Source organism: Kitasatospora sp. NPDC101176 (genome assembly GCF_044768035.1).
Classification (GTDB): Bacteria; Actinomycetota; Actinomycetes; order Streptomycetales; family Streptomycetaceae; genus Kitasatospora.
Genome location: NZ_JBIWPA010000038.1, coordinates 15,183 through 35,922 on the forward strand (window position 1 = coordinate 15,183; position 20,740 = coordinate 35,922).

Sequence of the window (20,740 nt, forward strand, 5' to 3'; positions counted from 1 at the left end):
CTGCGCGGGGCCGTGGAACGGTTCCAGGCCGCACCCCACCTCGTCGCCGTCCTCATCCGGTCGCCGCGACGAAGGAGACACGCCCCGGCGGCCCGTCCCCTGCGTCCGAGTCCGAGTCCGTGCCTGTGCCTGTGCCCGAGTCCGTACCCGTGCCCGTGCCCGTCCCCGCGTGCCCGTGCCCGTCCCCGCGTTCGCGTGCCCGTGGTAACCGGGTGACACCTGCGCAGGTGTCCTGAGATCATCTGCGGATGTCGATCATCGCCGACGAGCTCGGCCACCTGTTCTACACCGTCGACGGTGACGGTCCGCCCGTCGTGCTCGTGCACGCCGGTGTCGCCGACCACCACATGTGGGACGCGGTCGTGCCCGCGCTCGCGGAGCGGCACACCGTCATCCGGTACGACCTGCGCGGCTTCGGCGAGTCCGCGATCCCGAGCGGGCCGTTCAGCGAGGCCGACGACCTGCTCGGCCTGCTGGACCACCTCGGCCACCAGCGCGTCCGGCTGGTCGGCGCCTCCTGGGGCGGCCGGGTGGCGGTGGACTTCGCCCTCACCCACCCGGACCGGGTGCACTCCCTCGCCCTGTTCTCCGCGCCCTGGCCGCGGTACGGCTGGTCCGAGGACATGGTCCGCTACGACGAGGCCGAGACCGCGGCGCTGGCCGCGGGCGACGTGGACGCCGCCGTCGAGGTGAACCTGGACATGTGGCTGCGCGGGCCCGCCCGCGGGTGGGACGAGGTCGCGGAGGGGCTGGCCGACCGGCTCCGCGGCCCGCTGCGGACCTCGCTGGTGAACCAGGAGGCCGTCGGCGCGCACTCCCGGGGCCCCTCGAACGGTGACATCGCCACCCTCGCCGTCCCCGCACTGGTGGGTGTCGGCCGGCTCGACGTCGCCGACTTCCAGGACATCGCCCGCCGGTACGCGGCCGGGATCCCCGGTGCCTCCCTGGTCGAGTTCGCGACCGCCGCCCACCTCGTCGCGCTCGACGCCCCCGCCGAACTCGCCGCGGCACTGGAGCCGTTCCTCGCCCGCTGACACCGCGCCGCCCCGCAACCGGCGGGGCGGCCGACCAGCCCCGGGTGGCCGCCCCAGGCCCCGGCCGGCACCGCGGGTGGGCGGTGGTGGGCTCAGTCGTCGGCTGCGACGACGAGGGTGATCCGCCCGGCCGAGCGGTCGACGAGCACGAACTCGTGGAACTCGCCGTGCACGCCGCCCCAGTCGTGCATCGCCCCGGCACCGAGCTCGCCGAGGTGGTGGATGCCGTCGGCCGTGGCCAGGCGGTCGAACACCTCCCGCCGCAGGGCCGCCTCCAGCCCTGCGGGCCGGCCGCGGGCCGGGCCCACCCTCTCCTGCAGGATCCGCACGGCCTGCTGCTCGCGGATCGGGTCGTAGCGGTCCGGAGTGATCGACCGCAGCCAGTACGGACCGTGCCGGAGCCCGTCCGGCAGAACTCCACCGCCCGCGTAGTCGTCCCGGAACTGCTCGTGCCCGATCAGCGCGGCGAGCAACCCGCTGTCGTCCGGGCACTCCGCGGAGAAGCCGAACCGCTTGATGTCGACCCACCGGAACCCGTGGTCCTTCGGATCCGGGAGGTGGTGCCGGAAATTGACGAACGCGCTTCCCTCGTGAACGAGCCCCTCGGCCATGCCTAGGAGACCGGGCTTTCACGCCCGGACGGGAGCCGGGCGTCCGTCCGGACGTTCAGGGCGTCCTGGGCGCGGTTGAGGCCGAGCCGGACGAGCGTCTCCAGCGCGTCGGCGCAGCGGTCCAACACGCCCGGCAGTGCGGCCTGTTCCTCGTCGGAGAACCTCTTCAGCACGAAGTCCCCGACGGACTGGCCCTTCGGCGGTCGCCCGATGCCGAAGCGCAGCCGGACGAAGTCGCGGGTGCCGAGCACCTCGCCCACCGAGCGCACCCCGTTGTGGCCGCCGGGGCCGCCGCCGCGCTTGAGCCTGCCCGCGCCGAACGCGAAGTCCAGGTCGTCCTGCACGACCACCAGCTGCGCGGCCGGCACGCCGTGGCGGCGCAGCAGGGCGGCCACCGGGCGGCCGGACAGGTTGATGAACCACTGCGGCTTCGCCAGCAGCACCCGGCGGCCGTCCACCTCGATCTCGGAGACCTGGACGCCGATCCCGCGCCGCCGGAACCGGGCGCCGTGCCGTTCGGCCAGCCGGTCCACGGTGAGGAAGCCCGCGTTGTGGCGGGTGAGGCGGAACCACGGGCCGGGGTTGCCCAGTCCGGCGATCAGCCAGGGGGTGTCGGTGGTCATCCGGTCTTCTCCAGGGGGTGACGGAGGTCGTCGTGGCAGGCCCGGTCGGCTGCCGGGCGGTCGTGCTGCCGGGCGTTGCGGACGCCGGGGTCGCGGACAGTGGGGTCGCGGACGCCGGACGGCCGGGGCGCGGTCCGGACGGTACGGGACCGTCGGCCGCACCCCGGCCGTCCGGGGGCGAGCGGGTGGGTCAGGAGGCGGGGACGCCGGGGGCGGCGCCGCGCTCCTTGAGCATGTCGGTCATCAGCTGGATCTCCGAGCTCTGCGCCGTCACCATCGACTGGGCGAGCCGCTTCTCGGAGTCGTTCCGCGCGACGTCCACGTAGCCCTGCGCCATCTCGACGCCGCCCTTGTGGTGCTCGATCATCAGCTGCAGGTAGTAGACCTCGGCGTCCCGGCCGCTGAGCGAACGCAGCTTCGCCAGTTGGGCGTTGGTGGCCATGCCGGGCATCAGCGAACCGTCGTGGGCCTGGTAGTCGTGGTTCATCCGCATCCACGCCATCGGCTTGTCGGTCGAGTGCTGCGGCAGCCCCCACTGGTCGAGCCAGCCCATCATCATCCCGCGCTGGTTGGCCTGGGTGTTGATGACGTCGAAGGCCAGGGTCCGGGTGGCGTCGTCGCCGGTGCGGTCCCGGACGATGAACGACAGGTCCACCGCCTGCTGGTGGTGGGTCGCCATGTCGCGGGCGAACCCGGCCTCGGGCGAGTCGTTCGCCGGGACGGCCACCGACGAGGTGCCGGACGCCGAGGTGCCGCTCGCCACCAGGGCGGGCACGCCGAGCGCCAGCGCGAGCGCGGCGGCCAGCGCGGCCGGCCACCACAGCCGGCGGCCCGCGCGGGACTGCCCGGCGCCGTCCGCGGACTCCGCGGACGGCCCGGTCGCCTCGGACGGCTCCGCCCCCTCGGGCAGGTCCGAGCCGGCGGCGGTCACATCTGCCCCATGGTGCAGGAGGCGCCCGGCTCCTGGGTCTGCTTGCCCTGGACGTACTTGGTGAAGAACTCGTTCACCCGGGGGTCGCCGGCGCTGTCCACGACCAGCTGGGTGCTCCAGGCGTTCAGGGTGATGGTGCCCTTCTCGTCCGGGTAGGGGCTCATCAGCGAGTACGGGGTGGCCTTGACCTTGTCGGAGAGGGTCTTGACGTCCTCCGGGGTGGCCTTGCCGTTGTACGTCACCCAGACCGCGCCGTGCTCCAGCGAGTGGACGGCGCGCTCGTTCTCGACCGGCTGGTCGTAGACGTGGCCCATGCAGTCCAGCCAGACCGCGTTGTGGTCGCCGCCGACCGGCGGGGTCATCGGGTAGGTGACCTTCTCCTTGACGTGGTTGCGGCTCAGGTCGCCGAAGGTCTGCACGCCCGGGATGTCCGCGTTGGCGGCGGCCTCCTTGTCCTTCTTGGACTGGTTGGCGTCCATGATGATCCAGGTGCCGGTGGCGATCGCGCCGATCACCAGGACGCCGGCGGCGACCGAGGCGATGATCTTGTTGCGGCGCTCGCGGCGCTGCTCGGCGGCGCGCAGCTCGGCTATCCGGGCGCGGCGGTCGGTCGTCCCGGCCTTGCCGGAGGTCTTGTTGGACTGCTTCGAGGCGGAACCCATGGTGGTTGTCCTTGTCCCCGCCGCGCGCTGCTGGGGCACGGCGGTCAGCTGAAGAGGGGAGGAGGGGCGGATCCGCCGGCGGGTGCCGGGCGGTGGGTTCCGCTCAGGACCGGTGTACTTGCAGCTCGTGCAGATCGGGCGCCGGATGCGGACCGTCCAGCAGCCCGGCGGGCACCACCCTCGGCAGCGCCTCGGGCGCCGGCGTGAGCGGTGACACGGCCGGTTGCGGCTGCGGAGGGGGGTTCGGCAGCTGGGCGTCCTGGGCGCAGTACGGGTGGCTGGAGCAGCCGTTGTCGCGGTGCGGCGGTTCGCCGTCGGCCGTGCACCAGGTCCAGTGCCGCTGCTGTTCGGCCCGCTGGCGCTGCTCGGCGGCCGTGGGGGCCGGGCCGGTGTGCGGGGCGCGGTCGACGGAGACGGCTGGGGTGACCGCGGCGGTGACCGTCGACGGCGCCGGATGGACGCCCGCGCCGACCGCCTTGGCCTGGCCCGCGCACGGCAGCACGGTGAGCAGGGCGACCAGCACCAGAACCCACAGCGCACCCACCGGGCGGCCCGCCGGTGCGGCCCTCCCCGGTCGGGGCGAGCTGGGGGCCGACGCGGTCATGCGCACATTTAATCAGCCGAACGAGTGAAGCGATGCCCCTCCTCGGTCCCCATTTTCGGCCGTCCGTGGACCCGAACACCCCGGAAACGCCCTGCTCCGGGCACATCCGGCAAGCGCGGACGGAACGGTCGTGGACGCAGTGGTGAACCCCGGGGCGAACCCGTCGCCGAACCCGCTGGTGAACCGCTGGTGGCGCCTCCGGCGACGGCGCGGGGGAGGGCTGCGCCCCGTGCCGTCGACACCGCCATGAACATGCTGGTGAGCGCGGTGGCCGGGAACGCTCCGGTCGCTGACCGGTTGTCGTCGAAACCCGGACAGCGTCGTTGCACTCGGAGACAATGACGTCGAGTCCGGCCCCGCCGGGGGCGGCGCGACCACGGACCGACCAGGAGCCGCCAGATGAGCAAGCAGGGTGCACCCGCACAGCCGCACCGGCCGGAGGACGGCTGGTGGGACGAGGTCTACGAAGGCCCCGCGGGCACCCTCCCCGACACCCCGCGGGCGGACGCGGGTGCCGGGAGCGTCGACGACTGGTTCGCCACGGCGGCCGGCCTCATCGGACACCAGCGCACCGCCGAGCCGGAGCCGGAACCGACTGCGGCGTCGGACGCCTTGCCGGCCTCCGTGTCGGCGCCCGCGTCGGCGCCCGAGTCGGACCCCGAGCCGGAGCGAGTCCCTGTGGCGACGGTGGCAGCCGCGGCGGAGTCGGTCGAGGCTCCGACCGCGGGTCGCGAACCGGAACCGGAAGCCGTCCGGGAGCCCGAGACCGAAGCGGTCACGGACCCGGCCCCGGACGAGCTGCTGGAGCGGGACAGCATCGACGACTGGTTCGACACCGCGATCGGAGTGATCGGCCAGCCGCGCACCCCGGCCGAGACCCACCGGTTCCCCGCCCCGGCCTTCGCCCGGGACACCCCCGCGTCGGCGCCGGCATCCGAACCGGCGCCGCCCACGGTGACCCTGGAGAAGCCGGCCCCCGAACCCGCCGAACCCCGAACCGGGGCCGACCACGCCGCCCACGACCCCGTCCCGGAACCCGAACCGCAGCCCGTCCAAACGCTCGCCCCGGGGCCGGAGCCGACCCCCGCTCCAGAGCCGGAGCCGGAGCCGGAGTCCGAGCCGGCCGACGCCGCCGAACCCGAACCCGAGCCCGATCCCCAACCCGGGCCCGAAGCCGACCCCGGCCCCGACACCCTCGCCACGGCCATCGCCACCGCGACCATCCCGGACCTGCACCCGTCCCCCCGACCCGCCCGCGCCCATGACCGGCCCACCGTGCCGCACATCGGCGAACGCCCGCCGACCTACGGCCCGGAACCGACCGCCGTGCCGGAGACGGACCCCGGTGCGCTCGGTGCGCTCGTGCCCGACACCGCCCTGGAGGGCGCCCAGTACGGGCAGTCCGTGCTGCGCGCGGTCTCCGTACGCGGCGACTCAGCCCGCTACCGGGGCGAGCCGCGCCGGGACACCTTGCTGATCACCAGGTTCGGGGACGGCCCGGACGGGCTGCTGCTCGCGGTGCTCGGCGGCTTCGAGCGGACGGGCACTGCCGCGGACGAGGCGGTCTCCGCGCAGGCGGTCGCCACCGCCACGAGCGAGGCGTGCCGACAGCTGGCCGCCGCGATCGGCCGCAGCCGGGAGGGACTGGCCGCCGACCTGCGCGACTGCGCCCGCGACCGGCTCCGCTACGGCCTCCAGCGGCTGGCCACCAGCGCCGTCGCCCCGCTGCGCGCCCTGGCGCCGCGGGAGGAGGGGGACGCGGGGGCGGACGCGCCGTCCCCGGCGGCGCTGCACTGCCTGCTGATGTCCCTCGACCCGGCGGCCGCCTACCGGGCGGCGTTCGGGATCGGCCCGGGCGGGCTCTACCTGCTGCGCGCCGGCCACTGGATCGACGCCTATGCGGCGAGACTGCTGCACCATCCGGAGGGCCAGCAGCCGCCGGAGGAACCGCGACCGTTCCGCTTCCGGCTCGTCCCCGCGACCCCGGGCGACGTCCTGCTGCTCTGCACCCCCGGCCTGGCCCGTCCGATCGCCGACGAGCCGGCCGTCGCCCACTTCCTGGCCGGCCACTGGGCACACCCGCACCCACCGGGCACCGTCGACTTCCTCCGCCAGGTCCAGGTCCGTGCCAAGGGCTACGCCGACGACCGCACCGCCGCAGCCATCTGGACCGAATGACCGGCCCGAGGCCACGGGCCTCCGGAAAAATCAGTAGACCGACCGATATATTCTTCCCGGCCGCGACATGGACCCCAAGCCGCGGCCGCCCGACACCACACCCGCACCCGCGCCCGCCCCCGCGCCACGGTCACACGGTCGCACGAGAAGTCGGCGGGTCCGACTTCTCGTGCGCCGGCTCCAGCTCCCACGCCCCGCGCCGACGCAGCATATGTAGACCGGTCGATATATTTCCCAGGCCGACGGCGCCGCCAAGGCGGGACGGCTTAGGCCCAGGCGCCGGTCTCAAGCCCGGCTTCAGCGCAGGAAGTCAGCCCAGCCGACTTCCTGCGCGCCGACCACGGCCCTGCTGGGACTGAATCTGTAGACCGGTCGACATATTCAGGGAGGCAGGGCGCTCGCGCGGGCTCGGATGCCCGGGGCGCAGCCGCACAGGAAGTCGGCGGGTCCGACTTTTCGTGCGCCGGCTCCAGCTCCCATGCCCCGCGCGGACGCGGCATCTGTAGACCGGTCGACATATTCATGCCGAGCGCGGGGAGGGTGCCCGTTTCGGGCTCGGGTGTCCTTGGCGTGGGTCGTCGCGCAGGAAGTCGGCGGGGTCGACTTCTGGCGTGCCAGGCATCTGATCGTGTCCGCGATGGAACCTGTAGACCGGTCGACATATTCGTCGGCGAGGTGCCCGCGGGCTCGGGTGGCGGTGGGGTGGGTGCGTAGGAAGTCGGCCTGGCCGACTTCGCGTGTGGTGGTTGTGTTGCGCGCCTGCGGTCCTAGCGAATCTGTAGACCGGGCGACATATTTTTTCCCACGGAGCTGCCGCCGTGGCGTCAGGGGCCCCGTGTGCGGTCAGTTGCGCAGGAGGATGGTGGTGACGGCGGTGGCCTGGGTGAGGGTGGCGGGGTGGTGGTGGCCGGGGAGGCCGATGGCGAGGGGGACGGAGAGGCCGTCGAGGAGGGCGCGGATCTGGGTGGCGCGGTCGGCGGTGGGGCCGGGCGTGAAGTGGCCGGTGGCGGCGCCGTCCTCGATGAGGGCGACCAGGTCGGCCTGCCAGGGCGCCTCGATCTCCTGCTGCCCCTGGCGGATCTCGGCACTGGCGGGCGAGCGCCCCCACACCTCGACCCAGAGGATCCACCGCGGATCCCCTGGCCCTTCGGGCAGGTAGAGCCGCAGGTAGGCGTCGAGCCGCTGCCAGGGGTCGCAGGAAGGGTCCGCGAGGGCGTCGCGGCGGCGGGTGCCGAGCTGGTCCTCGCTCCAGCGGAGCGTCTCCAGCAACAGCTGGTCCTTGCTGCCGAAGTAGTAGAGCAGGTGTCCGGCGCTCATCTGGAGCTGCTTGCCGAGCCCGGCCATGGTGAGTTTGGCGAGCCCGTGTTCGGCGATCGCGGCCCTGGCGGTGGCGAAGACCTCCTCGCGGGGGCGTGCCGGCCGGCGCGGGCGGGGGTCCGCCATGTGAGTCGCTCTCCCTAGGTGGGACGGGTCGCTGGGAAGTGTCGCCGGGAAGTGTCGCCGGGAAGTGTCGCTGGGACGGGCCGGTGCGCCACCGGAGCGGGCCGCGGGGGCCGCGCTCCGGTGGCGCTCAGCCGGCCGGAGCCGTGCGTCAGAGGGCCTTCGGCTGCTGCTGGGTGATGCAGTGGATGCCACCGCCGTTGGCGAAGATCCCGCGGGCGTCGACGAGTTCGACGGTGCGCCCCGGGTAGGCGCGGCCGAGGACGGCCGCGGCCTCCTGGTCGCGCGGGTCGTCGAAGGCGCAGAGGACGACCGCGCCGTTGGCCACGTAGTGGTTGATGTAGGAGTAGTCGACCGGTTCGCCGTCCTCGTCCAGCAGGACGGTGGGGGCGGCGAGTTCGATGACCTCCAGGGGGCGGCCCTGGGCGTCGGTGGAGTCGCGCAGGATGGCGACGAGTTCCTGGCAGACCTGGTGGTCCGGGTGCGCCGGGTCGGGCTGGACGTGGGCGACGACGACGCCGGGGCGCACGAAGGAGGCGACGATGTCGATGTGTCCGCGGGTGCCGAACTCGTCGTAGTCGCGGGTGAGTCCGCGCGGCAGCCAGATGGCCTTGGTGGTGCCGAGGAAGGCGTGCAGCTCGGCCTCGACCTCCTCCTTGGTCCAGCCGGAGTTGCGGCCCTCGCCGAGCTGGACGGTCTCGGTGACGAGCACGGTGCCCTCGCCGTCGACGTGGATGCCGCCGCCCTCGTTGATGAGGCGGGAGGCGAAGCGCTGGACCCCGGTGAGTTCGCTGATGTGCTCGGCGATGTGCTGGTCGTCGTCCCAGCGCGCCCAGGACTGCGCGCCCCAGCCGTTGAAGATCCAGTCGGCGGCGGCCAGCGAGCCCTTGCCGTCGATCAGGAAGGACGGGCCGATGTCGCGCATCCAGGCGTCGTCCAGCGGGCGTTCGACGATCTCGACCTGCTCGGAGACGTACTTGCGGGCCTCGGCGCTCTCGCCGGTGTTGACGATCAGCGTGACCGGCTCGTACCGGACGATGGTGTTGGCGACGGCGGCCCAGGCCTCGCGGCCCGCGTGCAGGTTCTCGGGGGTGTCGAAGGTGGGGTTGGTGGTGGGGAAGGCCATCCAGGTGCGGTCGTGCGGGTGCCACTCGGCGGGCATCCGGTAGCCGAGGGAGGCGGGGGTGGGCGTGGTCATCTGGCGTTCCTTCAGGGGAGGGTGGGGGCGGGTCAGAGGAAGTAGAGGCGGCTGAGCGACACGCTGTCGGCGGGTTCGGAGCGCAGCGGCGCGCCGTCCAGCGAGACCAGTCCGGTCTCGGTGACCTCGACGTGGCCGGTGCGGGCGTTGCGGACCATGTCGCGCGGGCCGATGCCGCGGGTGCCGCGGACGCCGACGCGGCGGCGGCGGGTGGGCAGTCCGTCGGCGGGGCGGTCGAGGTAGGCGCCGTCGGCGGCGGCCTGGGCGACGAAGGCGACCGAGATGTCGGCGGCGGTGGCGCCGTGGGCACCGAACTGCGGTCCGAGGACGAGGGGTTCGCAGCGGTCGGTGGAGGCGTTGGGGTCGCCGACGACGCCGTAGGCGGGGAAGCCGGCCTTGAGGACGAGCTGCGGTTTGGCGCCGAAGTGGTCGGGGCGCCAGAGCACGATGTCGGCGAGTTTGCCGACCTCGATCGAGCCGACCTCGTGGGCGAGTCCGTGGGCGATGGCGGGGTTGATGGTGAGCTTGGCGATGTAGCGCAGGACGCGCTCGTTGTCGTCGCCGCTCTCGACGGTGCCGTAGCCGCCGTCGAGGGCGCCGAGTTCGGCCTTCATCTTGCCGGCCATGGCGAAGGTGCGGCGGACGGTCTCGCCGGCGCGGCCCATGCCCTGGGCGTCGGAGGAGGTGATGCCGATGACCCCGAGGTCGTGGAGCACGTCCTCGGCGCCCATGGTGCCGGCGCGGATGCGGTCGCGGGCCATGGCGGCGTCGCCGGGCAGGTCGACCTTGAGGTCGTGCGCGGAGACGATCATGCCGAAGTGCTCGCCGAGCGCGTCCCGGCCGAAGGGCAGGGTGGGGTTGGTGGAGGAGCCGATGACGTTGGGGACGCCGGCCATCTTGAGGACGTTGGGGACGTGTCCGCCGCCGCAGCCCTCGATGTGGAAGGCGTGGATGGTCCGGCCCTCCAGCACCTTGAGGGTGTCCTCGACGGAGAGGCACTCGTTCAGTCCGTCGGTGTGCAGGGCGACCTGCACGTCGTACTCCTCGGCGACGCGCAGCGCGGTGTCCAGGGCGCGGGTGTGGGCGCCCATGTCCTCGTGCACCTTGAAGCCGGAGGCGCCGCCCTCGGCGAGGGCCTCGACGAGCGGCGCGGCGTCGGAGGAGGAGCCGCGGCCGAGGAAGCCGATGTTGACCGGCCAGGCGTCGAAGGCGTTGAAGGCGTGCCGCAGCGCCCAGGGGGAGTTGACGCCGACGCCCCAGACGGGGCCGAACTCCTGGCCGATGATGGTGGTGACGCCGGAGGCCAGCGAGGCCTCCATGATGCGCGGCGACAGCAGGTGGACGTGGGTGTCGATGGCGCCGGCGGTGGCGATCATGCCCTCGCCGGAGACGATCGTCGTGCCGGTGCCGACGACGACGTCCACGCCGTCGAGGGTGTCGGGGTTGCCGGCCCGGCCGATCGAGGCGATCCGGCCGCCGATCAGGCCGATCGAGGTCTTGCGGACGCCCTGGACGGCGTCGATCACCAGGACGTTGCTGATCACCACGTCGCAGGTGTCGCGGACGGCGGCGGCCTTGAGGTGCAGGCCGTCCCGGGCGGTCTTGCCGAAGCCGGCCAGGAACTCCTCGCCGGGTGCCTGGGAGTCGGACTCGACGCGGACGATGAGGCCGCTGTCGCCGAGCCGGATGCGGTCGCCGGCGCGCGGGCCGTGCACCGCGATGTAGTCGTGGGGGGTGATCGCGGTCACGACGGCACCTCCGAGTCGTCGAAGCCGGTCAGGTAGCCGGTGGCGCGGGCCTTGGCCAGGGCGGCCTCCTTGGCGCCGGGCGCGTCGAGCGGGCCGTCGACCAGGCCGGCGAAGCCGATGGCGACGCGGTCGCCGCCGATCGGGACGAGGCCGACCTCGACGGTGGCGCCGGGGTCGAAGCGCACCGAGGAGCCGGCCGGGACGGCCAGGTGGGTGCCGTAGGCGGCGGCGCGGTCGAAGGCGAGGCGCGGGTTGGCCTCGAAGAAGTGGAAGTGCGAGGTGACGGAGATCGGCACCCCGGAGGTGTTGTGGACGGGGAGCACCAGCGTCTCCTCGACCGGGTCGTAGCCGGCGCCGTCGCCGATCAGCGCGCCGCCGGGGGCCTCGTCGCCGAGGGAGCCGGCGCCCTTGAAGGGGTCGTTGACCACGGCCAGCCGGGTGCCGTCGTCGAAGACGGCCTCGACCTGGACGACGGTGACGACGTCGGGCACGCCGGGCAGCACGTCGGCGGCGGTGAGCACGCTGCGGCCGGCCTCGATGGCCTCGGCCAGGCGCCGGCCGTCGCGGGCGGCCTCGCAGACGGTGTCGGCGATCAGGGCGGTGGCCTCGGGGACGTTGAGGCGTACGCCGCGGGCTCGGCGGGCGCGGGCCAGCTCGGCTGCTGTGAAGATCAGCAGCCGGTCCCGCTCGGTGGGGGTCAGTCGCACGGTTCCTCGCTCGCGGTCGCCGGGGGGAGGGGGGTCGGCTTCGGAACGATGTTAGAACGTCGTTCAAACATCTCGGGTCATTGAACCCGGAGCACGCCGCCCTGTCCAGCGTTGCTCCTCCGGAGAGGTTCGGCTCGCCGGGCGCGCGGCGGGGGTGAGGCCGGGGGCGGCGGGGGTGAGGCCGGGGTGGCGGGGTGCGGGCGGGCGCCCGGTCCGCCGCGGGGCCGGGCGCGCGGCGGGGTGTGGCCGGGGGCGTGGGGCGGGGCGCCCGGTCGCAGCGGGCGCCGGGTGTGCGCGGGATCGGGCGGGGGCGGGTTCGAAAACAGCCTCTGCGCTTCGCAAACCCGTCCGGCGCGGGCAGTTGGATCACGTGAACCCTCCCGTGCCCCTTTCACCCCACGTGATCGGACGCACACTGTTGCAAACGCCGTCAGCTGGGCATGAGGATGAGTGGTCAGATCGGAAGGGCCACCCGGCCGGCGGGGGATCCGGAGGCGGGGGCCCGGGTTTCGAGGGCGGGGGCATGTGGTGATGGACGGTCAGTCGCGATTCCCGCGGCAGCGGACGAGTTCCGGCGACGCCTACCGGTCCGGGCCGGCGCGGGGCCCGGCCGCCGGCACCGGGACGACCCTGCCGGGTGCTCCGGCCCCCGGCTGCGCGCTGCACCGCCGGCTCCACCTGACGCTCGACCCGGCCGACCTCGTCGCGGTCGGCTCGGTCCGGCGGCGGCTGCGGACGGCGCTGGACCACTGGGGGGTGCCGGAGCTGTCGGACACCGCCGAGCTGCTCTCCTCCGAGCTGGTGACCAACGCCCTGCTGCACACCGGCAAGGGCGCGGTGTTCGACGCGGTGCTGGGGTCGGACCACCGGCTGCGGATCGAGGTGCAGGACGGCGCGAGCAGACTTCCCGGCCGCCGCCGGGATCCGGACGCCGAGTACGCGACCTCGGGGCGCGGCCTGATGCTGGTGGAGGCGCTGGCGGACGCGTGGGGCGTCCAGCTGCGCGGCGAGGGCAAGGTCACCTGGTTCGAGCTGACCCTGCCCTGAGCCCGCCCGCCCGCCGCCGGGCCCGCCGGCCCCACCGGCCGCACTCACCGACCCGCCCGGCGGCCACGCCCGTCGGCTCCCGCGCACCCGGCCCACCGCCCCCGTCGGCAACCCGTTCGACGGCGATTCATTCGCCGTCGAAGGAAGCCCTGAACAGAAGGCGGAACGGAAGATTTCCGGCCCGTTGCCATTGCCGCTGGGCCGAACATCGCCCAGGATGGTGGGAATGTGTGTCCACGTGCGGGAAGCAGCGGGGAGACCGAACCTCGACTGAACACCGTCCGTCGACACCGTCCGATCCAGCACCACCCCTCACATCGCCACGCGGCCCGTCCGGACGGTCGGTGCGGTCCGCCACGGCAGCGGCAGGAGCAGCATGCCCACTGAGCCCGAGTCGTCGGGGCCGGCGCTTCCTCCCGGCGCGTCCGCCGTCGAGCACCAGGCCACCACCGCCACCACCGCCCCCGCGGGCCCCACCACGGCCGGCACCGGCCGGGCGAAGCCGCCCGCGCAGGCGGCGCGCCGGCACTCGCTGCGGACGGCGCCCGGGATCGCCGCCGGGCGGCTGGCGCCGGTGCTGTCCGGCGGTCTGCCGCCCTCCTCCGCGGACTCCATGCCGGACTGGCTGGAGCCCGCGATGGCCGCCAACGGCATCGGCTCCTTCGACTGGGACATCCGCCGCGACGTCCTGGAGGGCGACCAGCGGGCCTGCACGATCATCGGCCTGGACACCATGGACCAGGGCCGCTTCGACCGCACCGCGGGCTCCTTCCTCGCCCTGCTGCACCCCGAGGACGCGCCGGTGGTGCGCCGCCGGGTCGAGCGCGCGGTCGCCGAGCTGGGCCAGTGCGGCGCCTACTACCGCACGGTCGGCCCGAACGGGTCCATGCGGGCGGTGCGCTTCCGCGGCCGGGTGCTCGCGGACGCCTTCGGCCGGGCCTCCCGGATGGTCGGCTTCGTCTGGGACGCCACCGTGGAGCTGCACAAGCGCGACCGGGCCGACCGGATGGCGCTGCTGCGCGAGGAGCGCTCGCGCTTCATCAAGGAGGCGGCGCGCGCCCTCTCCGAGGCGGTCACCGTCCGTGACGTCGCCCGGGTGTTCACCGAGCTCCCGCTGCCCGGACTGCCTCCGGACGGCCTGGTGCTGGCCTCCTTCGAGGCCGGCCGGGCGCGGATCCTCGGCGCCTCCGGCTACCGGGCGGACGCGCTGGCGGTCTGGGACCGCACGGTCCTGCCGGCCGGCCACCCGGCGGCCGAGGCGCTGCGCCACCGGACGCCGGTCTTCATCGCGACCCGCGAGGAGTTCCGGGAGAACTACCCGCAGGTGTGGGAGCCGACCAGCCGCACCGGGCGCGGCGCCTGGGCGTACCTGCCGCTGGTGGCCAGCGGCCGGGCGATCGGCGTCTGCGTGGTCAGCTTCGACGACGAGCGCGAGCTGGACGCGGACGAGCGCACCCTGCTGACCACGCTGGGCGGGCTGGTCGCCCAGTCCCTGGCCCGGGCCCGGCTGCACGACGCGGAGCACGAGCTGGCCGCCGGCCTGCAGCGGGTGATGCTGCCGCGCACCGTGCCGTCCGTGCCGGGGGTGACCACCGCGGTGCGCTACCTGGCGGCCGGCTCGGGCCTGCAGATCGGCGGCGACTGGTACGACGTGGTCCCGCTGCCCGGCGGCCACGTCGGCCTGGTGATCGGGGACGTCCAGGGCCACGACGTGCACGCCGCCGGGATCATGGGCCAGCTGCGGATCGCGCTGCGCGCCTATGCGGCCGAGGGGCACCCGCCGGCCGCCGTGATGGCCCGGGCCTCCCGGTTCCTCGCCGACCTGGACACCGACCACTTCGCGACCTGCACCTACGCCGAGGTCAACGTGGACTACGGCGTGGTCTACGCCGTCCGGGCCGGCCACCTCGACCCGGTGGTGCGCCGCGCCGACGGCACCGCCGCCGTGGTGCCGGTGGCCGGCGGGCTCCCGCTGGGCATCGACCCGGACCAGGAGTACCGGGTCACCCGGTTCAGCCTGGACCCGGGCGAGACGGTGCTGCTCTGCACCGACGGCCTGGTCGAGGCGCGCGGCATGGACCTGGACGAGGGCGTCGCCCGGCTGACCAGGGCGCTCGCCCGGCCGCTGCCGGCGGCCGCCGAGTCGGCCCGCGACCCGTTGGAGGAGCTGGCCGACCGGATCGCCTCGCAGGCCGCCGACTCCAGCGAGCGCGAGGACGACATAGCGCTGCTGCTCCTGCGCTGGGACGGCCCGGCGGGCGGGCTGGCCGCCCAGCAGCTGCGCCGCCGGATCGGCCAGGCCGACCTGGCGCGGATCGCCGAGGTCCGGGCCGAGCTGCGGGACGCGCTGCGCCGCTGGGGCGTCGCCGAGTTCATCGACACCGCCGAGCTGCTCTCCTCCGAGCTGGTCACCAACGCGATCCGGCACACCGACCGCGACGCCATGTTCACCGCCCGGCTCTACCGGGAGCCGGACGCGGACGGCGGCCGGGCCCGGCTGCGGGTGGAGGTGGAGGACGAGTCCGACCTCTGGCCGACCCGCCGGACCCCGGGGGAGCAGGCCTCCTCCGGGCGCGGGCTGATGCTGGTCGAGGCGCTGGCGGACGCGTGGGGCGTGGAGCCGCGCGGGTCCGGCAAGCGGATGTGGTTCGAGCTCAGTGGCACGCCGGCCGCCTGAGCACCCACCGGGCGACCAGGGGCGTCCGGGCATCCGCGGCCCGGGCACCCGCGGCCCGGACGCGCCGGACCGCGGGGCAACCCGACCGCACCGGGCCGCACCGCACCCGAACGCGGGGTACCGGCCGCTACCCGAACTGCTGCTCCAGGTCCTTGAGTTTGCGCTCCAGCGAGTCCAGCCGGGGCAGCGTCACGGTGTCCTCGTCGAGCGTCAGGTCGATGGTGCGCCGTTCCGGGCGGGCCGGCAGGCCGGGCTGCACCACCGCGCCCTCGGCGGCCTCGACCGCCGGCGGTCCGGCGGGCTGCTCCGGCTCCGGCCCGCCGGCTATGGCGGGCTCCGAGCCGGACTCCAACTGGCGTGCGCCGCCGCCGCGTTGGCGCCAGGCGCTGGTGCTGCGGCTGATCGCCCGGATCTCGGCGCGCTCGCGCCTCCCGGCGAGCCGCCGGCGCTCCTTGTCCAGGGCCCGCTCCCGCTTGTCCTCGCGCACCTCGTCCACCGCCTCGTCGAGGCTGCGCACGCCCTCCAGGAGCATCAGCGACCAGGCCGCGTAGGTCTCGCGCGGGGCGCGCAGCCAGCGGACGATGCGGATCTGCGGCAGCGGGCGGGGGACGAGCCCCTGCTCGCGCAGGGCGGCCCGGCGGGTCTGCTTGAGCGCCCGGTCGAACAGGACGGCCGCGGAGAGGGACATGCCGGAGAAGAACTGCGGGGCGCCGGCGTGGCCGAAGCCGCGCGGGGCGTGCACCCAGTTGAACCAGGCGGAGGCTCCGGCGAACAGCCAGACCAGCAGCCGGGAGCCGAGCGCGGCGTCGCCGTGGCTGGCCTCGCGGACGGCGAGCACCGAGCAGAACATCGCCGCGCCGTCCAGGCCGAACGGGACGAGGTACTCCCAGCCGCCGGAGAGGTTGAGGTTCTGGACCCCGAACCCGACCAGTCCGTGGAAGGAGAGGGCGGCGGCGACGGCGGCGCAGCAGAACAGCAGCGTGTACGAGGCGGCGCCGTAGAGGGACTCCTTGCGGCGGCGCCGTTCCTCGGAGCGCTCCCAGGAGTCCGCCCCGCCGGCGGGGGCGCCTCCCCTGGTCCGGGCCAGGGCCACCAGGAGTGCGCTGACCAGCAGCCCAACGCCTGCGGTGACGGCCCAGCCGAGCGGTATGTCGGACAATTTCATCGCCGGAACCAGCCTCACTTTCCTGCGTCGCGTTCCTGCGTCGTGATGGCGGGGACCATCATGGCGGATGCTCGGCGGAGGAATGACCGATTCGGTGTCAATGCGCTGAGTAGAGGGATTTCTGACCCCAGCGAATTCGCATTGTCGTATGAATTCGATGCGGATTGTTCCCGGAATTCCAGGCTTTTCGGGTGCGGCGTCGTACGGGCGTGCGTCAACCCCGCGTGACGCGCGGACAGCCGCCGCACATCTCCTCGGGCCGCACGGTGTAGACGAGGCAGCAGCTGGCCCGGGCCCGGTCGGTGTCCGAAGCGCCGGTGCACCCGGCTTCCGCCGCCGCGAAACCGGCGTTCGGAGTGAAGGGGGCCGGAGCCGGAGCGGCGCAGTCCGCCGCGCCGGGCGTGCGCGCCGGTGCCTCCGGGCCCCCGTCGGCGGACGGGGGCCGCAGCAGCGCGGACAGTTCGTCGCGCGCCCGCTCCTGCTCGCCGAGCCGTCCGCCGACGTACCAGAGCCCCTCCACCACCGCGTCGGTGGCCATCGCCCACAGCACCCGCGGACCGCGCCGCACCTCCGGACGGAAGGCGGTCAGCAGCGGGGTGAGGAACGCGCCCAGGGCGCAGCGGAGTTCGGCGGCCAACGCGGCCTCGTCCGGTACCGGGCGGGCCCGCGGAGCCCCGGCCACCGGGTCGTCCGGGAGGCAGGCGAAGGCGCCCGGACGGACGGTCAGTTCGGCCGAGCCGGCCTCGCGGCGCACCGAGACGTCCGCCGGGGTGAGCAGCGGGACGCGCCGCTCCAGGAACCACGGCACCGTGAAGAGCAGGGAGGCCGGCCAGACGAAGCGGTGCAGCGCGAAGCCGGCCGCGACGTCCGGGCGCAGCGGCCGGCCGTAGCGGGCGGAACCCTGCCGGGCGTCGTGGGTGATCAGTTCGCGCAGCGCCTCGGGGCGGGCGGCCAGGTCGGCGGCCGGGATCCAGCCGTCGTCGCGCCGCGGCGGGGCGCAGCGCACCCGCAGGACGGGGGCGAGCACGGCGAGCCGACGGTACGCGGCGGTGCCGGGGGCGGCCGGGTCGGGCACGGGGTCGTGGGCGTGCGCCTCGGTGGTACGGGGAGCGCGCGGCGCGACGCCGGGCCGGGTGCTGCTCGCGGACATGGGCGGGCCCCATCGGGTCGACCGGGGACCGCCCGTGGACCGCCCGGCGCCGCCCGGCTGGGCGGGGCGCCCCGTCGGGCCCGGCCGGAGGGGGGCATGGCGGTGCCCGGGGAACGGCAAGGCGACCCGGCCGGGGCACTGCTCGCCCCGGCCAGGTTAGGCTCACCTTAGCTGATTGTTCCCCGGGTCTCGCGGACGATGCGTCCGTCCGGGGGAGCCCCCGGCGCGTGGACGGTGCCCAGCTGGCGTGCGAGCCACACCGGCACCCCGCCCAGCGCGTGCACCAGCCGGGCCGCCTCGGCGCGCAGCCGGGCCGCCTCGGCGGGTTCGGACACCTCCGCGAGCGCCGCGAGCGCCGGCGCGACCCCCACCGTGAACCCGAGTTGCTCGCGCAGCCGCAGCGAGGCGTCGAAGCCCTCGCGGGCGTGGCCGCGGTCCCCGCGGGCCAGCGCCAGCGCGGCCAGGTGGCGCCAGGTGTAGGAGCGCAGCAGCTCGTCCCCCCGCTCGCCGGCGCCGTCGTGCGCGCGCCGGTAGGCGATCCAGGCCGCGCCGCGGTCGCGCAGCAGGTTCTCGGCGACCAGCCCGCGCCGGAAGTCCAGCAGCGGACGGCCCGGGGCGTCCGGCGGCAGCAGTGCCGAGGTGCGCCCGAGGGCGGCCTGGGCCTCGTCCAGGCGGTCCCGCGGGCCGAGCACGCTGGCCAGGTACGCCAGGAAGCCGCGGGCGCAGGCGGCGGCCGCGCGCTGCTCGGTGCCGGTCGCCAGGGCCTCGGCCAGGCGCAGCGCCTGTTCCGCCTGGGCCCAGTGCGCGGCGGTGAAGAGGCACTGTTCGATGAGGAGTTCGGCTCGGGCGAGGGCCGCTTCCGGGTCTCGTTCGGCAGCCGGGCGCAGCAGTTCGGCCGCCTCCTGCCAGCACCCCCGTGACCTCAGCCGCCACACGGTGTCGCCCGGTTCCTCCGCTGCCGCCCGCCCCCGTTCGTCCGGGCCGCTCGGGTTCCATCCGTGCTCCGACAACGCCACCTCCTTGTGTGCGCCATCCAGCAGGGCACGGGCCTGCCCCAGCTGCGCTGCCGTCAACTCCCGCCAGCATGGCGACGGCAGCGCGAAGGCCCGCGCTGTGGCGGCAATTCAACACGGGGGTGAGCTTGTGCACCAGATCACGAGCGGAGGTTCTTGCGTCGGCGGAGGAAATGATCTAGAGGGGTTCCGGTCGGGTCAGGACGTCCAGCCGGTCTCCATCAGCGCCTCGGCGGCGCCGTTCGCGGGCTGCGGCACCCCGGCCAGGTCCAGGCTGAACAGGGCGACCAGCAGCTGCTCCCCGCGCACGGTGGCCTGGTGGGAGTAGCCGGCGAGGGTGAACATGGCGGCGGCCATCTCCTCGGCGTGCAGGGTCTGCAGCCACAGGCACTCCACCGACTTCACGTCGGCCGGCTCGGTCCAGGTGTCCACCTGGGCGACCATCCGGCTGCCCAACAGGGTCACCCCGTCGCGTTCCTGGGCCTCCGTCAGCTCCAGGTCGTCGAAGCCGAGCCACTCCAGGTAGCGGGCGGCGGTGAACACCGCGTCCTGCGAGGTGCGCACCGGGTGCGGGCGGAACGGCGCGCGGTGCCGGAACGGCCTGGGCCGGCCGCCGGGGCCGGCGGAGCCGCCGGGCGGGGCGGGCACCGGTGCGCCCATCGGGTGGGCGGGGTGCGGGCGGGAGGTCTGCGGGCCGGGGGCGGCGAGCGGTCCGGCGGTGCCGCCGCCGAGCCGGGTGGTGCGGTCCACGGGGAGCCGTACGGTGGCGCCGCAGTTGCAGGTGAACTCGGGCTGCGGCCACTGGTCGGAGCGGCCGCAGTGCGGGCAGCGCATGCTCAGCCAGGAGTCCTCCCAGGAGCGGAACCGGACCTGCACCGGCACCCCGCCGCGCAGCAGCGGCACCTTCAGGGAGGCGCCGCACGGACAGGGCAGCGAGGGTGGTTCGTACAGGTGCTCCCGGCGGCAGGCGGGGCAGCGGATCGCCCGGGCGCCACCGCCCGCCCCTGGCCCTGGCAGGGCGGGGTCGTGTCCGGTGAAGTCGTCGGGCAGTCCGGCCATCGCGGGCTCCGTCCGTTCGAGTCGGGTGGTGGGACGTTTCCATGCTCCCCGAAACAGCGGGCGCTTGGCGCGGAATGGGGCAATCCTCCGGGATGGATCAGGGGTGTGCGCCCGGTCCGTGCGGGCTCCGGGTGCTTCGGGCACCCGGAGGGGCGGGAGGGTCAGCCGGCCGCCCAGCGGGCCAGGTCGGCGGGGGTGTCCAGGTCGTCCGGGACGGCGACGTCGGCGCACTCGACCAGCGTGGTGGCCGCCCGGTGCGCGGCCAGCAGCGCGCGGGCCCCGGCGTCGCCGCGGGCGCCCGCGGCCGCCTCCGCGAAGTGCCGGGCGCCGATCAGCACGGGGTGTCCGCGCCGCCCGTCGTAGGCAGCGGCGGCCAGCTCGGCACCGGCCCGGTGCGCGGCCAGCAGGCGGGCCACCGCGGCCGGGGTGACGCCGGGGGTGTCCACCAGCATCACCAGCACCGCCGACGTGCCGGGTGCCAGCGCCGCCAGGCCGGCCCGCAGCGAGGAGCCCATGCCCTCGGCCCAGTCCGGGTTGTCCACCAGCCGGCAGCCCGGCAGGTGCGCCGTCGAACGGACCCGGTGGCCCTCGGCGCCGAGCACCACCGTCACGTCCGGGCAGCCGCCGGCCCGCACCACGGCCACCGCGTGCTCCACCAGGGGCCGGCCCGCGTACCGGACGAGGGCCTTGGGCCGCCCGCCCAGGCGCCGGCCGCCGCCCGCGGCGAGCACCAGCGCGGTGACGGGGCCGGGTGGGGTCTCGGTGGTCTGCATGGACCCAGCCTGCCCGCCCGGGCGGCCCGCCCGCAGCCGTAGGAAGCCACAGTTGTACGAATGCACAAGGCGAACCCGCAGGTCGGGGACGGTCCCCGGTGGTTCGGCCGCTGGCCCTGC

At 74.9% G+C, this 20,740-nt stretch carries 18 protein-coding genes; 4 read left to right on the forward strand and 14 right to left on the reverse strand.

Annotation, left to right across the window (positions count from 1 at the left end; all coding sequences use genetic code 11):
* The first annotated feature begins 248 nt into the window (after window positions 1-248).
* Window positions 249-1,034, forward strand: coding sequence for an alpha/beta fold hydrolase (locus tag ACIRS1_RS33835; RefSeq protein WP_360212972.1), 786 nt, complete (start codon window positions 249-251; stop codon window positions 1,032-1,034).
* A 92-nt stretch (window positions 1,035-1,126) separates the two neighbouring features.
* On the opposite strand, the gene ACIRS1_RS33840 is transcribed toward ACIRS1_RS33835, so the two are convergent.
* The 5 genes from ACIRS1_RS33840 to ACIRS1_RS33860 form a co-directional block, all read right to left on the reverse strand.
* Window positions 1,127-1,645 carry a hypothetical protein gene (locus ACIRS1_RS33840; RefSeq protein WP_402846005.1) on the reverse strand — a complete coding sequence of 173 codons (519 nt, stop codon included), beginning with the start codon at window positions 1,643-1,645 and terminating at the stop codon, window positions 1,127-1,129.
* Window positions 1,646-1,647: 2 nt separating this feature from the next.
* A complete protein-coding gene (gene pth, locus ACIRS1_RS33845; protein WP_402846007.1) occupies window positions 1,648-2,268 on the reverse strand; it encodes an aminoacyl-tRNA hydrolase in 621 nt (206 codons plus the stop codon).
* 190 nt (window positions 2,269-2,458) lie between these two features.
* Window positions 2,459-3,091 carry a DUF305 domain-containing protein gene (locus ACIRS1_RS33850; RefSeq protein ID WP_402846095.1) on the reverse strand — a complete coding sequence of 211 codons (633 nt, stop codon included), beginning with the start codon at window positions 3,089-3,091 and terminating at the stop codon, window positions 2,459-2,461.
* A gap of 104 nt (window positions 3,092-3,195) precedes the next feature.
* A complete protein-coding gene (locus tag ACIRS1_RS33855) occupies window positions 3,196-3,861 on the reverse strand; it encodes a DUF3105 domain-containing protein (protein WP_360212978.1) in 666 nt (221 codons plus the stop codon).
* Between the two features lie 103 nt (window positions 3,862-3,964).
* Window positions 3,965-4,465, reverse strand: coding sequence for a hypothetical protein (locus ACIRS1_RS33860; protein WP_402846009.1), 501 nt, complete (start codon window positions 4,463-4,465; stop codon window positions 3,965-3,967).
* Window positions 4,466-4,864: 399 nt separating this feature from the next.
* On the opposite strand from ACIRS1_RS33860, the gene ACIRS1_RS33865 reads away from it, so the two are divergent.
* Window positions 4,865-6,643, forward strand: coding sequence for a protein phosphatase 2C domain-containing protein (locus ACIRS1_RS33865; RefSeq protein ID WP_402846010.1), 1,779 nt, complete (start codon window positions 4,865-4,867; stop codon window positions 6,641-6,643).
* An 843-nt stretch (window positions 6,644-7,486) separates the two neighbouring features.
* Here ACIRS1_RS33865 and ACIRS1_RS33870 read toward each other — a convergent pair.
* The 4 genes from ACIRS1_RS33870 to ACIRS1_RS33885 form a co-directional block, all read right to left on the reverse strand.
* Complete coding sequence (locus tag ACIRS1_RS33870) at window positions 7,487-8,086, reverse strand: TetR/AcrR family transcriptional regulator (protein WP_402846011.1); 600 nt, start codon at window positions 8,084-8,086, stop codon at window positions 7,487-7,489.
* Between the two features lie 148 nt (window positions 8,087-8,234).
* On the reverse strand, window positions 8,235-9,281 hold the full coding sequence (locus ACIRS1_RS33875) for an agmatine/peptidylarginine deiminase (RefSeq protein WP_402846013.1): 1,047 nt from the start codon (window positions 9,279-9,281) through the stop codon (window positions 8,235-8,237).
* Between the two features lie 32 nt (window positions 9,282-9,313).
* Complete coding sequence (locus ACIRS1_RS33880; protein WP_387904817.1) at window positions 9,314-11,029, reverse strand: urease subunit alpha; 1,716 nt, start codon at window positions 11,027-11,029, stop codon at window positions 9,314-9,316.
* A complete protein-coding gene (locus tag ACIRS1_RS33885) occupies window positions 11,026-11,736 on the reverse strand; it encodes an urease subunit gamma (protein WP_402846014.1) in 711 nt (236 codons plus the stop codon). Before ACIRS1_RS33885 ends, ACIRS1_RS33880 begins: the two co-directional genes overlap by 4 nt.
* A gap of 531 nt (window positions 11,737-12,267) precedes the next feature.
* On the opposite strand from ACIRS1_RS33885, the gene ACIRS1_RS33890 reads away from it, so the two are divergent.
* Complete coding sequence (locus ACIRS1_RS33890) at window positions 12,268-12,783, forward strand: ATP-binding protein (RefSeq protein WP_402846016.1); 516 nt, start codon at window positions 12,268-12,270, stop codon at window positions 12,781-12,783.
* Window positions 12,784-13,159: 376 nt separating this feature from the next.
* Entirely contained in the window at window positions 13,160-15,460 is a 2,301-nt protein-coding gene (locus ACIRS1_RS33895) for a SpoIIE family protein phosphatase (RefSeq protein WP_402846018.1), read from the forward strand.
* A 127-nt stretch (window positions 15,461-15,587) separates the two neighbouring features.
* On the opposite strand, the gene ACIRS1_RS33900 is transcribed toward ACIRS1_RS33895, so the two are convergent.
* The 5 genes from ACIRS1_RS33900 to ACIRS1_RS33920 all read right to left on the reverse strand — a co-directional run bounded on the left by ACIRS1_RS33900 (window position 15,588) and on the right by ACIRS1_RS33920 (window position 20,620).
* A complete protein-coding gene (locus ACIRS1_RS33900) occupies window positions 15,588-16,625 on the reverse strand; it encodes a DUF2637 domain-containing protein (protein WP_360212994.1) in 1,038 nt (345 codons plus the stop codon).
* A gap of 214 nt (window positions 16,626-16,839) precedes the next feature.
* On the reverse strand, window positions 16,840-17,775 hold the full coding sequence (locus tag ACIRS1_RS33905; protein WP_402846020.1) for a (2Fe-2S)-binding protein: 936 nt from the start codon (window positions 17,773-17,775) through the stop codon (window positions 16,840-16,842).
* 167 nt (window positions 17,776-17,942) lie between these two features.
* Entirely contained in the window at window positions 17,943-18,785 is an 843-nt protein-coding gene (locus ACIRS1_RS33910; protein WP_360212998.1) for a hypothetical protein, read from the reverse strand.
* A gap of 201 nt (window positions 18,786-18,986) precedes the next feature.
* Window positions 18,987-19,847: a hypothetical protein gene (locus ACIRS1_RS33915; RefSeq protein WP_360213000.1), complete on the reverse strand. Its 861-nt coding sequence runs from the start codon at window positions 19,845-19,847 to the stop codon at window positions 18,987-18,989.
* A gap of 161 nt (window positions 19,848-20,008) precedes the next feature.
* Window positions 20,009-20,620 (reverse strand): NTP transferase domain-containing protein, encoded by a 612-nt coding sequence (locus ACIRS1_RS33920; RefSeq protein ID WP_402846022.1) that lies wholly within the window; start codon window positions 20,618-20,620, stop codon window positions 20,009-20,011.
* Between the last annotated feature and the right edge of the window lie 120 nt (window positions 20,621-20,740).

Excerpts from the sequence above, each read along its gene's own strand:
- ACIRS1_RS33835 (WP_360212972.1), top strand. The coding sequence starts at position 249 with ATGTCGATCATCGCCGACGAGCTCGGCCACCTGTTCTACACCGTCGAC.
- ACIRS1_RS33840 (WP_402846005.1), bottom strand. The coding sequence starts at position 1,645 with ATGGCCGAGGGGCTCGTTCACGAGGGAAGCGCGTTCGTCAATTTCCGG.
- pth (WP_402846007.1), bottom strand. The coding sequence starts at position 2,268 with ATGACCACCGACACCCCCTGGCTGATCGCCGGACTGGGCAACCCCGGC.
- ACIRS1_RS33855 (WP_360212978.1), bottom strand. The coding sequence starts at position 3,861 with ATGGGTTCCGCCTCGAAGCAGTCCAACAAGACCTCCGGCAAGGCCGGG.
- ACIRS1_RS33860 (WP_402846009.1), bottom strand. The coding sequence starts at position 4,465 with ATGACCGCGTCGGCCCCCAGCTCGCCCCGACCGGGGAGGGCCGCACCG.
- ACIRS1_RS33865 (WP_402846010.1), top strand. The coding sequence starts at position 4,865 with ATGAGCAAGCAGGGTGCACCCGCACAGCCGCACCGGCCGGAGGACGGC.
- ACIRS1_RS33870 (WP_402846011.1), bottom strand. The coding sequence starts at position 8,086 with ATGGCGGACCCCCGCCCGCGCCGGCCGGCACGCCCCCGCGAGGAGGTC.
- ACIRS1_RS33875 (WP_402846013.1), bottom strand. The coding sequence starts at position 9,281 with ATGACCACGCCCACCCCCGCCTCCCTCGGCTACCGGATGCCCGCCGAG.
- ACIRS1_RS33890 (WP_402846016.1), top strand. The coding sequence starts at position 12,268 with ATGGACGGTCAGTCGCGATTCCCGCGGCAGCGGACGAGTTCCGGCGAC.
- ACIRS1_RS33895 (WP_402846018.1), top strand. The coding sequence starts at position 13,160 with ATGCCCACTGAGCCCGAGTCGTCGGGGCCGGCGCTTCCTCCCGGCGCG.
- ACIRS1_RS33900 (WP_360212994.1), bottom strand. The coding sequence starts at position 16,625 with ATGAAATTGTCCGACATACCGCTCGGCTGGGCCGTCACCGCAGGCGTT.
- ACIRS1_RS33905 (WP_402846020.1), bottom strand. The coding sequence starts at position 17,775 with ATGTCCGCGAGCAGCACCCGGCCCGGCGTCGCGCCGCGCGCTCCCCGT.
- ACIRS1_RS33915 (WP_360213000.1), bottom strand. The coding sequence starts at position 19,847 with ATGGCCGGACTGCCCGACGACTTCACCGGACACGACCCCGCCCTGCCA.
- ACIRS1_RS33920 (WP_402846022.1), bottom strand. The coding sequence starts at position 20,620 with ATGCAGACCACCGAGACCCCACCCGGCCCCGTCACCGCGCTGGTGCTC.